We start from the raw sequence: 14538 nt of genomic DNA, 5'->3' as shown, positions 1-14538 counted from the left end.
GCGGACCGGCGGGCTTTTTGTGTGTCTGGCTGGGTTTATGACGGCGTGTCAGCGGCGGCCGGAAAGCCTGCGCCTGCGGACCTTCGGATCACGGGCGGCAAAGTAGCGGCTGCTCGGCGGCAGCCAGAGGAGTGCAGCGCAGGCCAGCAGCAGCGCGCCCAGGGCCATCAGGGAAGGGCCGCGGAACAGCAGCGGAACGCCGGCGATCAGCCCCAGGGTGGTCAGGGTTTCCCGGCTGCTGCGTTTCCCATGCCGGAGCCGGACGGCGTAGAACGCGGTGAGCAATCCCAGTGCGGCGCCGAGGACGCCCAGCGTGAGCAAGCCCTGGCTGTCCTGCCGCTGGGTCTGGGCCGTAAAGAGAAACGAGCCGCCGGCCAGGAGGAGGACGACGGCGGCTACCAGCCATGCCAGGAAGGCCAGCCGCATGGTGCCGGGCATAGGCAGATTGGAACTGCTCAAGTAGGTCTCCTTAGATAGCGTCGGCTCCGCTGTGCGGCACAGGGTTCCGCCCGCTCATTCCTGTGCAGTTCTAACCGTATCTCCACGCCGCACCAGGCCGGGACGGCGGAGACTGGCCGGCCGTCAGGTGAATCCCGGGAACTACCTGGTTAATTTCGCCCGGATCAGCGCCGCAGCGGTGTCCGCGCCGGTAGAGTGACCCTCGCTCGCCCGCCCGACGGCGGCGGTGCAGGAGGGACGGCTAAATGGCCAGGGTACTGCGTTCGCGGGTGGCTGCCGCTGCCCTTGTGCTCGGCGCGGGCGCGGCTGCCGCAGGCCTTCTCTTCCTGGCGATGGATCTGGCTCCCCGGGACGGACTGGACTTCACGGTCTACGTGACCGGAGGACAGAGCATCATTGATGCCAGCGGAGAGCTGTACTCGGTGAGCGTCCCCAACGGTGACAACCCGGCCCTGATGTTCACCTATCCGCCGGCCGCGGCCCTGCTGTTTGTGCTCTTTGCGCCCTTTGGCCCCAAGACCGGCGGAGACATCTTCTTCGGGATCTCCCTTGTCCTGACCGCGCTGACCGCGTTATGGCTGGTGAGCCACTTCAGCGGCAAACACAGTGCCAAGGCGATCCTGCGGGATTTCTGGCTGCGTCCGGCAGCGGTGCTGACCTTCGGGCTGGTGGCAGCACTGGGCCCGTGGCGGGAAACCCTGGCGTTCGGGCAGATCAACATACTCCTGTTTGCCCTGGTCATGCTGGACTTCCTGGAGCGCCGGCCGGGCTGGCCACGCGGCCTGCTCACCGGCGTGGCCGCCGGAATCAAGCTGACGCCGCTGGCATTCGCCTTCTACTACCTGGTCCGCGGGGACTGGCGCGGACTGCGGAACATGGCCTTTGGCTTTCTCGCCGCCTTCGGCCTCGGCTTCCTCATCCTGCCCAGGGAATCCAAAATCTACTGGGGCGAACTTCTCCCGGACACCTCGCGGGTCGGCGGCGGAGCCTACGTGGACAACCTCTCCATCCGCGGGGCACTGCTGCACTTCACCGGGCCGCAGGCCGAGGTGACGCCTTACTGGCTGCTGCTGAGCCTGGCAGCGGCCGCTGCCGCCGCCGTCGTCATCCGACTGGCGGTCCTTGCCGGATCGGACCTGCTGGCGCTTGCCGCGGCGGCGCTGCTGATGCTGCTGATTTCGCCGGTCTCCTGGTCCCACCACTGGGTCTGGGTGGCGGTGTTCCTCCCGCTCATCGGCGCCGGACTGTTCAGCCTTCCCGCCGGCCGGCGGGGTCTGCGGATCACCGGATGGGTGCTGCTCTGCACCTCGGTCACCGTGTTTTACTTTTCCCCCAAAACCCTGGCCCAGGTCCTGGGCGCACAGGACCTGAACGCCCAGGAACCCGTCCTGTGGCTGATGGCTGCCAGCGCCGGAGTGTTCTGCGGGGCCGCGATGCTGGCCTGGTGGTTCGCCCTGCTCTGGCCAGGCCGGCCCAAGGGATGGTGGCGCACCGGGCAAGCCTCCGCCGTCGACCTGGTGCAGCGGTCCTAGACTGGTGCCCATGAGCACCGGAACCCTGCTGGCCGCCTGCCGGCTCCACACCCTGCTGCCCACCTCTGACGCGACCGGTGTGACCGCGATCGACAAGCGCGCCGCTGAGGGGCCGGTGCAGGTCTACGCGCTGGGACTGACCGGTGATCTGCAGGCTGACCGCAAGCACCACGGCGGGGAATCCAAAGCCATTTACGCCTATTCGCAGGAAGACGCCGCCTACTGGGAAGCGGAGCTGGGGGAAGCCGTTCCGCCGGGCCGCTTCGGCGAGAACCTGCGGGTCGCAGGAATCGACGCATCCCGTGCAGTGGTGGGGGAGCGCTGGCAGATCGGCGGCACCGTGGTCCTGGAGGTCACCTGCCCGCGGACACCGTGCCGGAATTTCGCCCAGTACATGGGCCAGCCCCGGTGGGTGGCCCGGTTCGCGGCGGCTGGAAGGCTGGGAACCTACCTGCGGGTCATCAAGCGCGGAACCATTCAGGCAGGGGACAGGATAGAGGTCATCCACCGTCCGGAACATGGGGTGAGTGTCGCCGACATCTTCACCGGCCCCACATCAGGGCAGCGGGACCTGCTGCTGGCAGCCGGAGAGGCCGGGACCTATCTGTCACCGGAAATCCGGAAGGTCCTGGCACGGAAACCGGCCGTCCCCGCCGCGGGATAGCAGCCGCACGAAACACCGGAGCCTGGCCCGCAGCCCGGCCGGTGCCCGGCCGGAGCCGCGATTCCAAGCCCTGTGCCGGACCTCACGGTGCCTGCGGCTGGTCCGGCGGCCGGGATGCCGTACACTTGAAGAGTCCCCCACTCCGGTATTCCCTGATTTTCCTGCGGGCAAAGTTCCTGCAGGTATACGTTGTGTTGGGGCCCGCATTCAAAATGCGGGCAGATTCATCTCCTGGGAGCGCCGGCAAAGAAATCGTCATACCGAGCTGAAGTCGCAATCCAGTGACACCGGCCCACAGCTGTGACGGAGAGTCCTGCCTGGGATTGCAACAGTGCCCGGACTTATGTACTCGCAGCCGCAAAGACCGGCTGCCCGGCCCCACTGATGAGGATATATTTCCCGTGCCTGAGAATGCCCAAGACACTGTAGAAGCGCCCGTTGAAGCTGAAGAAGCCAACGAGGTACTGTTCACCGATTTCAACCTGGACGCCCGCGTCCTGGCTGCCCTGACCGACGTCGGCTACAAGACGCCGTCGCCCATCCAGGCAGCCACCATTCCGGTTCTGCTCGAAGGCCGCGACGTCGTCGGCCTGGCCCAGACCGGTACCGGCAAGACCGCAGCATTCGCTGTTCCCGCCCTCTCCCGCATGGCTGAGCTGGCCGAGATCAACGGACCCACCAAGGACACTCAGATCCTGGTCCTGGCCCCGACCCGCGAACTGGCCCTGCAGGTAGCCGAGGCTTTCACCTCCTACGCCGCGCACATGGATGACTTCACCGTCCTTCCCGTCTACGGCGGATCCCCCTACGGCCCCCAGCTCAACGGCCTGCGCCGTGGCGCCCAGGTTGTTGTTGGTACCCCGGGCCGCGTGATCGACCACATCTCCAAGGGCTCCCTGGACCTGTCCAACCTGCAGTACCTGGTCCTGGACGAAGCAGACGAAATGCTGCGTATGGGCTTCGCCGAAGACGTGGAGCAGATCCTCTCCAGCACCCCGGATGAGAAGCAGGTTGCCCTCTTCTCCGCCACGATGCCGGGCGCGATCCGCAAGATCGCCAAGAAGTACCTGAACAACCCGGCTGAAATCACGGTCAAGTCCAAGACCACCACCGGCGTCAACACCCGCCAGCGCTACGTGCAGGTCATGGGCCCGCACAAGCTCGATGCCATGTCCCGCATCCTCGAGACCGAGGACTTCGACGGCGTCATCGCCTTCGTCCGCACCAAGATGGCCACCGAGGACCTCGCCGACAAGCTGAAGGCCCGCGGCTACAAGGCTGCCGCCATCAACGGCGACATCCCGCAGCAGCAGCGTGAGCGCACCGTTGAGGCCCTGCGCGACGGCAAGATCGACATCCTGGTCGCCACCGACGTCGCCGCCCGCGGCCTGGACGTCGAGCGCATCAGCCACGTCTTCAACTACGACATCCCGCACGACACCGAGTCCTACGTGCACCGCATCGGCCGCACCGGCCGTGCAGGCCGCAGCGGTGACGCGATCCTCTTCATGACCCCGCGCGAGAAGTACCTGCTGCGCGCCATCGAGAAGGCCACCCGCCAGCCCGTTGAGCACATGCAGCTGCCCGGCATTGACGTTGTCAACGCCAAGCGCCTGGCCAAGTTCTCCGACCGCATCACGGAGACCATGAAGTCCGAAGACCTCTCGGTCTTCCGCGAACTGGTCACCAAGTACATTGCCGAGCACGACGTTCCCGCCGAGGAAGTCGCCGCAGCCCTGGTTGTTATGGCCCAGGCCGGCCGCCCGCTGCTGATGGAAGAAATTCCGCAGGCTCCGGCCCGCCAGCGCGAGCGTTCCGAAGGCCGCAATGACGGCTTCGGCTCCCGCGGCCCGACGCGCCCGCTGACCGAAGGCAACGCAACGTACCGCATCGCCGTCGGCCGCCGCCAGCGCGTAATGCCCGGCTCCATTGTCGGCGCCATCGCCAACGAGGGCGGCCTGTCCTCCGCACAGATCGGCGGCATCGACATCCGTGCCGACCACACCCTGGTGGAGCTGCCCGCAGACCTGTCCAAGGACCAGCTGCGCGCCCTGTCCCGCACCCGGATCGGCGGCGAGCTGATCCACCTGGAACTGGACAACGGACGCCGTCCGGCCCGCGAAGGCGGCTCGAGCGACCGCGCTGAGCGCGGCGGTTTCAAGAAGGACTTCAAGAAGCGCGACGGCGAGCGGTCCTTCGGTGACCGTGGCTCCGACCGCCCGTACAAGAAGAAGTTCGACGGCGACCGCAGCTTCAGCAAGCCCGCAGGTGCCGGTGCCGGTGCCCGCAAGCCGCGTTTCCGCGACTAAGCAGTACCCGTAGCCTAAAGCTCAATCAAAGGGCGTCCCGGAAGGGGCGCCCTTTGGCGTTAAGACCCGGCTGTCAGTCCTGGGGGAACCCGTTCTCCGGAGCAGGAACCAGGCCAGCGGGCCTGGAAGGGGCCTTCTGCCACGCGTAGCTCCTAGGGATGATCGATGGCCTGCGCTGGACCGGTTCTGCGTCAGTCTGCCATAACCGGTGCTCCGCCGAGGCGATCTCCGGTGTGTCTGGCGGCCGCTGCCTCCCCGCGCAGCTGCAGCACATCCGCGGCCAGGGCAGCGAGGTCCTGCAGGGTGGCTTCCTGTTCGCTGGTCAGGCTTCGGGCCTTCCGGTCCATGACGCACAACGTCCCCACGGCCAGCCCCTCGGCATTGTGCAGCGGCACACCGGCGTAGAAGCCGAAGCCCGGTGAAGCGGCTACCAGGGGGTCGTCAGCGGTGCGCGGGTCATTCTGCACGTCATCAACGAGGAACGGCCTGTCCTGGGCTACGGTCACGGGGCAGAGGGAATCAGTAAGCCCGGCCGAGCCGCGCTCCGTGCCGCTGCCCGAAACCGTCCAGACCCGGTCCGCGCCCACAATAGAGACCGCAGCCACCGGCACCCCAAGCAACCGCGCGGTCAGGCGGGTAATGCGGTCCAGCACCGGATCCTGTTCCATGGTGCCGAGGTGCTCCACAGCCCGGTTCCGGCGCGCATTGTCCGCGGTGCGGATGCTGCGCCGCCCCCGTCCCGCAACGGTCAGGTCCGGCATCGCTTCGGCTACTTCGTGGGCCGTGGGTCTATCAGCTGGGTCCAGGGCCGTCATGGCCCGGAGGATTCCGCTCCAGTGAGGCTCGAGGTATTCCGGGATTTCGGGTCCCCGGAACAGGCGGGCTACCGCGCTTTCCACCGCGATGCCGGGGAAGGCACGTTCTCCGGTGAGGCACTGCAACAGCACCAGTCCCAGCGAGTAGACGTCACTGTGCGGCCCCGCTGGCTCGGAACGCACCTGTTCCGGGCTCATAAAGCCGGCAGTGCCGGTGAATTCATCCCGCTGCGGGTTGGGGTCGCCCGCCATCTGGGCAACACCGAAATCAGTGAGCTTGGCCCTTAGCCGGGATTCGTCTTCCCGATAGTCGACGAGCAGGATGTTGGCAGGCTTAACATCTCGGTGCACGATGCTGCCGCGATGCATGTAGTCGAGGCCGATGGCAAGGTCATACGCGAGATACGCCACCTGCCGTGCGGGCAGCTTTCCCTTCCTCAGCCGCCGGCTGAGGTCGCCTCCCTGGACCAGTTCCATGGCCAGCCACACGATAGACGTTCCGGACGGAGAGACCTCCGTCCCGGCGTCGAACAATGTGATCAGGCTGTGATGGCTCAGGCGTGAAAGCACCTTCGCCTCAGCCTCGTGGCGCTGCCGATCGCCGGCAGTCCGGGCGCGCGAAGCAATGAGCTTCACTGCTACATCGCGGCCCAGCAGTTCATCCACCGCACGGTGTACCGATCCCATGGACCCGTAACCGATCCGTTCCTGGAGTTTGTATCTGCCTCCGACTACCGTCCCGGGTCCCATTTGCTTCGGCATGAGCGTGCTCCTGTACGATTCTTGTCCGTGCAGCGAGGCATCGGCGGGGGCAGGAAACCCAGTCGTCTCCAGCTACGGATTCTATGCCCAGCGGCCATCTCATGTTCAGCACGACAGGCCACCTGACATGCGCAGACAGTGTCTTCGGTCACACTGAGGCACTTTGCCCCGAATCGATTTCGCGATGCGGAGATAGTGCTGGTAGAGTTTTATGTCGTTGCCCCGGTGGGGGCGATGCCCCGATAGCTCAGTGGTAGAGCGCCATCTTGGTAAGATGGAGGTCCCGGGATCGATTCCCGGTCGGGGCTCTCAATGGGAGGGTCCGCGTTTCTAAGCCTGTTGTTCGCAATGGCTTTAGCACGCGGGCTTGACTCATTTATGGCGGTGTAGCTCAGTTGGTTAGAGCGCACGACTCATAATCGTGAGGTCGGGAGATCGAGCCTCCCCACCGCTACTGGAAAACCCCCGGATTGCCGGGGGTTTTTTGGTTCCCGGGCCAAGTTGAGGCCGTTCACTGTAGCCGCCGCTGTAGCCTTCCGCTTTCGGAAGTGGTCAGCTTGCGTCAGCCTACTTCAGCACATTCCAGCGCGCCACTGACGGCCTTTGACGTCCGCGGTGAGTCTGTGTATCTAGTGAGTGTTACGAGTGTCACCGACGCCTCGTACTGTGTGTGGCATGACTACACCGCCCGATGGAGACCAGGCTTTGCTTGAGCTGCTCGAAGAAACTGTTGAGCGACGCCGTGCTGGGAGCCCATCCCCGCTTCCTGCGGGCTGCCCGACGAAGGGCGGCGAGTCGTCGGGATGCGTCGCTGATCCTGAATAAGGTCGCCTAACTAACCGTTGTCCGTGCCGTGTGGCACACTTATTTCGATCTGATCTATCACTCACTTATGGGGGAATTTTGAGCACTGAAACTGTGCAGTCGGCACCGGCTAAAAAGAAGAAGAAATGGCCGTGGGTACTGCTGGCCATCCTGGTCGTCATCATCTTCGCGAGCGTCCTTGGTGGGGGTGGCGATAAGGAGTCGGCTGCTGACAGTGCGCCGGCGACAACCCCGTCCGCTGCAGCTTCGGATGCCCCCGCAACGGAAGCCGCTCCCGCCCCGGCAGCTCCTGCCCCGGCCGAGGCCACGCCCACGGCTGCGGACGTGCCCAGCGAGTACAAGTCCGCACTGAAGCAGGCGCAGACCTACTCGGACATGATGCACCTGAGCAAGGCCGGTCTTTACGATCAGCTGACCAGCGAGTACGGCGGTAAGTTCACTGCTGAGGCAGCTCAGTACGCCATTGACAACGTCAAGGCCGACTTCAAGGTCAACGCGCTGGAGCAGGGCCAGAGCTACCAGGACACTATGGCACTGTCGCCCGAGGCGGTCCGCGATCAGCTCACCAGCGAGTACGGCGGCAAATTTACTCCTGAAGAGGCTGACTACGCGGTGACCAACCTCAAGTAAGGTCCACCCATTCGGGTTGAACAAAGAACGTGCCCCACTCCCTCACTGGGAATGGGGCACGTTGCGTTTGGAGTGTGGGCGCGTTCTTCACTCCGGCAGGTCGTAGGGGTCTCTCCAGTTTGATTCGTCCCGCGGGATCCTTTTGACGGCTGTTTGGGGAATCGGACGCGGATGTAAAGTTCGTGCCTGTGCTGGGCGTGGGCGACGTTCCCGGGAGGATGGTTATCACGCCCGCTGTGGAGTCCCTTGCTGGCCCCTGGCATCCACTTTGTTCACGGTGAGCGGTCGTCAGCCGGCGATGACATAACGACGAAAGGCGCCTCACCTTTCCGATGAGAATGACGGGGATGCGGAGGCGGCCTGACAATGCCAAGCAACCTCGAAGCTTCGTGTAATTTCCCCGTTGTACGGTCCGATAAAATGAAAATGATGGGTTCGCGCGGCGTCAACGTAAGAAACAACACCGTAATGCTTCGGGCCCCTATCTCTGCTTAGTCCATTCAAAATCACAGAAGCCCGAGGCCAGTCGTGTGGTGAATCCGCGGGACCTATTCTCGGAGATGACGTAGTTGTCCATGGAGATAGAACGCAATGCGCTGGAAGGGGTGCTGGCCAGGTTGGAACCGAAGGTGTTGGCAATGAAGTTCCAGCCAGACTCATGATCACCGAGCTCAACTCCCGGCCCCGCGGGCCGTCGGTGAAGGGCATGGGCTTGTAGGATCGTTTGGGAGAAGAGCACACCGTCCCGATCAATCGCACCGAGCACGGAACGAAAGATGCAGACCCGATGACTGAAAACCTGCCCGCCCCGGGACAACCCGAGCCTCTGTCCACCCGGCGGGGCCGCCGGGCCGCGGAGGCCCGGTTGGCCGCACAGACCGAAGACCAGGCACCGGACGGGGACGACGCGGCTGCTGCTGCGCCCGCGGACGCTCCGGCTGAGGGCGCTTGGGAGGCCGTGCAGAACACCAGTGGTTGGGACACCAGCGTCCGGGACCACGGTCAGGATGACGGCGGGACCGCGGCCGCGCCGGCCGTGAGCGGACGCCGGAGCCGTGCAGCCCAGGGCCGCGGGGAAACCGAACCTGCGTATGAATTACGCGAATGGACGGAAGCCGGATCCGCTGTCCAGGAAAACCACGGGGCCGTGGGACCCGACACCCAGGCAGAATTGGCCGGTGCTGGCGTGGGGGCGCCCGGCGCGGGTGCATCGACAACTGAAAGCGATACGAACATCTCTACCGAGCACGCCGCCCCTGTTGAAGAATCTGACTCGGTGGAAGAAACCGACTCCGTGGAGAAAACCGACGCCGCGGAAAAAACCGAGTCGGTGCAGCCGGCCAGTGGGCTGCCTTCCGGCGAGGAACTGCCAAACGAGTTCCCGAACGAAACGGAACCGGCCCGGGGTGCCGGAGAGCTGGAACAGGTGCCCGCACCGGAAGCGCCCACCTATGCCTGGGACGGCCCGGAACCGGCGACGGCCGGCATGTCCCGGATTCCGCTGCTGAGCGATCTTCCGGCGTCGGTTTTCCCCGCCGTCCTTCCTCAGCCCCCGGCTGAACCGCCGGTCAACTCCGAAGAACTTCCCCTCGTGGACGGTTCGGGGCCCGCTGATGACGCTTTCCCTTCCGGGGGCGCTGCCCCTTCCGAGGACGCCGCCCCTTCCGGAGGTGCTCTTCCCTCCGATGCCCCTGCCGCCTCCGGCGATGCTGAAGCACCCGTGGAAGACGGCACCGCGCGCCCCGCGGCCGAGGTTGCGGTGCTGCCCCCGGCCCCCGCCCAGATGCCCGCGGACCTGCGCGAACGCACGCGCCTTGCCGTCCGCGGGGAGCCTAACGACGTCCGCCGGGCGACCTTCCTGGACACCGGCACCGCGAAGATTCCAGCAGCACGCGGATTCCGCGGCTTCCTGGCCTCTATGGGACTGCGCATCGCACCGTCCTCGAAGGAGCTCGCCGAACGGCGGGACACCCGTGCCGTCAGCCAGCACTGGCCGGGACCGCGGACCATTTCCGTGGTGAACGGCAAGGGCGGAGCCAATAAGACCCCCACCACGGTGATGCTGGCAGCGTTGTTTGCCCGCAACGGCGGCGGGCCGGTTTTGGCGTGGGACAACAATGAAACCCGCGGAACCCTCGGCTGGCGCACGGAACAGGCGCAGCACGATTCCACCGTTATGGACCTGCTCCCGGAGACCGGACTGCTGCTCTCACCGGTGGCGCAGTCGGCGATGCTCGCCCGGTTTGTGCACCACCAGACCGATGACAAGTACGACGTCCTCCGCTCGAATCCGAATGTCCTGGCCTCCGAGCAGAAGGTCACCCAGGCAGACTTCGATGCCCTGCATGAAGTGGCCTCGAAATACTTCCGGCTGAACATCGTGGACTCCGGCAATGACGAAAGTGCCGAGCGCTGGCTGCGGATGATTGACCACACCGATCAGCTGGTCATCGCGACGACCACCGTCGAAGAGCATGCCGAGGCTGGGGCCCTGCTGCTGGAGGCGCTCCAGGAACGCGGTGGACGCTCCGCCGAGCTGGCGCGCGGCGCCGTCGTGATTGTCTCCCAGGCTGACCGCAACGGCACCGAAGCCCAGGCCCGCCGGGTGGCCGAAGCCTTTAAGGTGCTGGCCCGGGCCGCTGTGACCATTCCTTATGACCCCGCGCTGGTGAAGGGCCAGATCCGGTACGCCTCCCTGCGGCCGGCAACCCAGCGGGCCTGGCTGAAGGCTGCCGCCGCCGTCGCCGAGGGCCTGTAGCAAAAAGATTAATTCGTCAGCTTGCTTAGTATTGGCTCTTGTTCCTAGGGTGGAAGGCAGCGGCGGTCCAGGCCGGACCGCCTGACCCACGAACGGAGGCAAAATGTCAGCACATGATATTCCGGCAAGAAGGTCGCTTTCCTGCTCACGGACGGTGTGGAGCAGATTGAACTTACAAGCCCCTGGGATGCGGTGAAGCAGGCCGGCGGCCAGCCGGTGCTGGTCTCGCCGGCCAGCGGCACCCTCCAGGGCTTCAACGGTGTGGACAAGGCAGATACGTTCACCGTTGACCTGGACGTTGCCAAGGCCAACGCTGCGGACTTTGACGCACTGGTCCTCCCCGGCGGCGTGATCAACGCCGACTACCTGCGCGTAAACGAAGACGCGCGGCGGTTCACCCGGAACTTCTTCGAAGCCGGCAAGCCGGTGGCGGCGATCTGCCACGGCCCCTGGCTGCTGATCGACGCCGGCGTGGTCAAGGGGCGGGACCTGACATCCTTCCACACCCTCGCCACGGACCTGCGCAACGCTGGCGCGAACTGGTCCGACGAGGAGGTAGTCGTGGATCAGGGCCTGGTCACCAGCCGCACGCCGGATGATCTTCCGGCCTTCAACGACAAGGTCGTAGAGGAAATCTCCGAAGGCCAGCACGCCGGCCAGCACGCCTAGGCCTGCACGCATTTCCGCCCCGGCTGCCCGGGATACCCTGTGGCAGCCGGGGCGGACTGCTGTCTAAACCGGCTTCTGGTCCTGTGCAGGTTGTCCAGCACTGTTGGATGAGAAGTCCCTGCGCTTTTCCGGCCCACTGCCTAGGGTGGAAACATCCGGGGAAATCAGCCTCCCGGGCCTAGCGAAGGGGAGCGTGTCTGTGCCCAGCGAAGAACCCGTACCGGAGGAACCCGCCGCCGGCGGCTCTGCCGTGACAGACGGGCAGCGTCCGCTCGAGGGAATCCTGGTAGCCGATTTCTCCCGGGTCCTGGCCGGTCCGCTGTGCAGCATGACGCTCGCCGACCTGGGTGCCCGGGTGATCAAGGTGGAACGCCCCGGTGCCGGCGATGACACACGCAGCTGGGGGCCGCCCTGGTCGGAAACCGGTGCCACCTACTTCGAGTCCGTGAACCGGAACAAGGAGTCCGTGTGCCTTGATCTGAACGACGACGGCGGCAGGCGGCTGGCGCGGGAGCTCGCCCTCCGCGCGGACGTGCTGGTGGAGAACTTCAAGCCGGGCGGCCTTGCCCGGCTGGGCTTGGCGTACCCGGAACTCAGCGCAGAGAATCCGGGCCTCATCTGCGTCTCCATTTCGGGGTTCGGCGCTGAAGGCGGACGGGACCTTCCCGGCTACGATTTTGTGGTCCAGGCCCTGGGCGGTCTGATGAGTATCACCGGCGAGGTTGACGGGCCGCCCATGAAGGCCGGAGTGGCGCTGGTGGACGTACTGACCGCTAAGGACGCCGCCATTGCCGTTCTTGCCGCGCTGCAGTCCCGCCGCAGCACCGGCCGGGGCAGCCACATCCAGCTGAACCTGCTCTCCAGCCTGCAGGGCGCCCTGGCGAACCAGGCCCAGGCATATCTCGGGGCCGGGTCAGTTCCGGCCAGGATGGGCAACGCGCACCCCTCGATCGTGCCGTACCAGCTGCTGGGCTGCGCCGACGGGCCGCTGGCCGTCGCCTGCGGAAATGACTCCCAGTTTGCCCGCTTGGCTGCAGAGCTGGGGGCGCCCGAACTGGCTGAGGACCCACGTTTCGCCACGAACAGCGCGCGGGTGGAGCACCGGGACGTGTTGATTCCCCTGCTCGAGGAGCTGCTGGAAACCGCACCGGCCGCCGTCTGGCAGCAGCGCCTGACCGGTGCCGGAGTCCCCGCCGGGAGGGTTGCCGGAATCGATGAGGGCATCGCCTATGCCGCGTCGCTGGGCCTGCAGCCCACCATGGAAGTGCGGGATTCCTCCGGACAGGCCGCCGGACGGCAGATCCGGCATCCCGCGCTCTGGGATCCGCCCCTGGCGCCCCGGGCAGAGGCCCCGCCGCGGCTCGGCCAGCACACCGGCGAAGTGGTGGCCTGGCTGCAGGACAGGACGGACGGCGCTGCGGAAGCGATGACGGAAACCACTGGGGCGGAGGCGGGCCTGCCAGCGCAGCGATAGCCTCAGCGCTGGCGGGGTGGGCCTGCCGGCCCCGGAGCAGCCGGTTGGCTACCGCTCGTACTGGCGCAGCTCCAGCCACAGCGGCGCGGAGACATCCGGATCATCCAGATCCACACCCAGCAGGGAAACAGCGATCCCGATGCGGTGCCGCAGCGAGTTGCGGTGCACGCCCAGGGCACGGGAGGTGTTTTCCCAGTGTCCCCGGTGCCGCAGGTACTCGGCGACGGTGCCGACCAGATCAGCCCGCGGATACTGCGCCAGTTTCTGCACCCAGGCCTGCGCCGCGGCGTGGTGCGGATTGCCGGTGCCGGCCAGCACGCCCGGGGGAACCTGGCCCAGCGCGCGGCGCAGCCCCGGAATCAGGCCCGCCACCTCACCCAGGGAAACCGGTTCACTGACGACGCCTCCCCGCCCGGGAACCGCGGTCTCTGCCGCGATGACAGCGGTGTCCGGTCCCGCGTCAGCTTCCGCAGGTAACCCGTCGTTTGGAAGCAGGACATAGAGGACCCCCTCGCGTTCGTACCGGAGGGAGCATGCCGCCAGAGCCCGGGGGAGCGGCTGCACGCCGCCCTCGGGGACCAGTGCCCGGGCACTCCGAACCAGCTCCGGGGCATCGGCGCCGTCGGACGGAAGCGCCAGTACCCGCACCCGCTGTGGAAGCTCGGCCAGCCCAACCTCCTCGGCGAGGAGCCGGGCTGCTTCCGGATGCCCGTGCAGCAGCAGCTTGGCCGCGGCTGAAGCCAGTGCCGAGGTGGTGCCGGAGGCGGCTTCGCGCTGCCTGGCCTTCAGTGCCAGGAGCGTGCAGACGGTCATAATGACCTGGCGGTCCGCCGCAGTGAGCTTCCGCCCCGGACCAACCGCGAGGAAGCCGTGGATCCTCCCGGTGCGCCCGCTCACCGGAATCGGATACTCCACAACGGCCTGCCCATGGATTTCGAACGTCGCGGCAGAATGCGTGCCGGCCCGGTTCAGCCGGATGGTTTCGGTCCGCAGCAGGGGCAGGAGGGATCCAGTGCTTTCCGGCCAGTACCGGGCCGGTCCCTGATCCGCCGGGAGGAAGGCAGCCCAGCCGCCCAGGGCCTGCGCCAGCCCACGGACGACGGCGGAGGTTCCATCCGGCCGCATCGTCGCCTGCGCGAGGGCGGTCTGGGTGCCGAGGCTGCCGAGCAGGTCGGCCTGCCCGCTGCGGGCTGAAAGACCCCAGAAGGCGCGGGAGACCTGCTGGAAGGGCACGCCGTCGGGCACGGTCAGCAGGTGGATTCCGGCCTCGTCGCAGGCCTCGGCCAGCTGCGCCGGAACCTGCTCCAGCCAGGGGCCGAGTCCGATCCCCAGGGCGTGGATACCCCTTGCCCGGAGCCTGGCCACATAGCCGGCTGCGGCGGAGGGGGAACCGCCCAGCGGCATACCCGTGGTCAGGAGGAGCTCCCCGCCTTCCAGATACGGAGTGGGATCCTCAAGCTCGGATACGTGGACGCCGGTGAGCTGACGGGACGGGAGGGTCCGGCGGCTCACGGGCACCAGGCTGGATCCGAGGGCAATGCTGAGCTCAGTGAGTGAAACCATAGGACAAATCATCCGTCATCTGCTGCCAGTGTGGCCGGAATGCTCAATGACGCATGTCGCCGGCGACCGTAGCGTGGG

Annotated in this window: 10 protein-coding genes and 2 tRNA genes; 9 read left to right on the top strand and 3 right to left on the bottom strand. The window is 66.3% G+C overall.

The window, feature by feature from the left end:
• Positions 1-48 precede the first annotated feature (48 nt).
• Positions 49-459, bottom strand: a complete 411-nt coding sequence (locus tag AL3_RS02395) for a hypothetical protein (protein WP_151723889.1) — start codon at positions 457-459, stop codon at positions 49-51.
• 245 nt (positions 460-704) lie between these two features.
• On the opposite strand from AL3_RS02395, the gene AL3_RS02390 reads away from it, so the two are divergent.
• The 3 genes from AL3_RS02390 (at position 705) to AL3_RS02380 (ending at position 4964) form a co-directional block, all read left to right on the top strand.
• On the top strand, positions 705-1991 hold the full coding sequence (locus AL3_RS02390) for a glycosyltransferase 87 family protein (RefSeq protein ID WP_066296117.1): 1287 nt from the start codon (positions 705-707) through the stop codon (positions 1989-1991).
• Between the two features lie 10 nt (positions 1992-2001).
• Positions 2002-2655: an MOSC domain-containing protein gene (locus AL3_RS02385; protein ID WP_066296116.1), complete on the top strand. Its 654-nt coding sequence runs from the start codon at positions 2002-2004 to the stop codon at positions 2653-2655.
• A gap of 401 nt (positions 2656-3056) precedes the next feature.
• Complete coding sequence (locus tag AL3_RS02380) at positions 3057-4964, top strand: DEAD/DEAH box helicase (protein WP_246168408.1); 1908 nt, start codon at positions 3057-3059, stop codon at positions 4962-4964.
• A gap of 191 nt (positions 4965-5155) precedes the next feature.
• Here AL3_RS02380 and AL3_RS02375 read toward each other — a convergent pair whose 3' ends face one another.
• Positions 5156-6541 (bottom strand): protein kinase domain-containing protein, encoded by a 1386-nt coding sequence (locus AL3_RS02375; protein ID WP_066296115.1) that lies wholly within the window; start codon positions 6539-6541, stop codon positions 5156-5158.
• 236 nt (positions 6542-6777) lie between these two features.
• Here AL3_RS02375 and AL3_RS02370 point away from each other — a divergent pair.
• The 6 genes from AL3_RS02370 to AL3_RS02345 all read left to right on the top strand — a co-directional run bounded on the left by AL3_RS02370 (position 6778) and on the right by AL3_RS02345 (position 12897).
• Positions 6778-6849 (top strand) — tRNA-Thr (locus AL3_RS02370).
• Positions 6850-6921: 72 nt separating this feature from the next.
• Positions 6922-6995: transfer RNA gene (locus AL3_RS02365), tRNA-Met, on the top strand.
• A gap of 449 nt (positions 6996-7444) precedes the next feature.
• Positions 7445-7996 carry an Ltp family lipoprotein gene (locus AL3_RS02360; protein ID WP_066296114.1) on the top strand — a complete coding sequence of 184 codons (552 nt, stop codon included), beginning with the start codon at positions 7445-7447 and terminating at the stop codon, positions 7994-7996.
• A gap of 787 nt (positions 7997-8783) precedes the next feature.
• Positions 8784-10754 (top strand): AAA family ATPase, encoded by a 1971-nt coding sequence (locus AL3_RS18715; protein ID WP_174522106.1) that lies wholly within the window; start codon positions 8784-8786, stop codon positions 10752-10754.
• 156 nt (positions 10755-10910) lie between these two features.
• Positions 10911-11423: a type 1 glutamine amidotransferase domain-containing protein gene (locus AL3_RS02350; protein ID WP_246168409.1), complete on the top strand. Its 513-nt coding sequence runs from the start codon at positions 10911-10913 to the stop codon at positions 11421-11423.
• Positions 11424-11673: 250 nt separating this feature from the next.
• Positions 11674-12897: a CaiB/BaiF CoA transferase family protein gene (locus AL3_RS02345; RefSeq protein ID WP_083521419.1), complete on the top strand. Its 1224-nt coding sequence runs from the start codon at positions 11674-11676 to the stop codon at positions 12895-12897.
• A 48-nt stretch (positions 12898-12945) separates the two neighbouring features.
• On the opposite strand, the gene AL3_RS02340 is transcribed toward AL3_RS02345, so the two are convergent.
• On the bottom strand, positions 12946-14460 hold the full coding sequence (locus AL3_RS02340; RefSeq protein WP_066296105.1) for a PucR family transcriptional regulator: 1515 nt from the start codon (positions 14458-14460) through the stop codon (positions 12946-12948).
• Positions 14461-14538 lie beyond the last annotated feature (78 nt).

It is taken from the genome of Arthrobacter luteolus NBRC 107841 (assembly GCF_001552075.1).
Classification (GTDB): Bacteria; Actinomycetota; Actinomycetes; order Actinomycetales; family Micrococcaceae; genus Arthrobacter_B; species Arthrobacter_B luteolus.
Note: the sequence above shows the minus strand (reverse complement) of the source record. Positions and strands in the feature narration are given on the sequence as shown.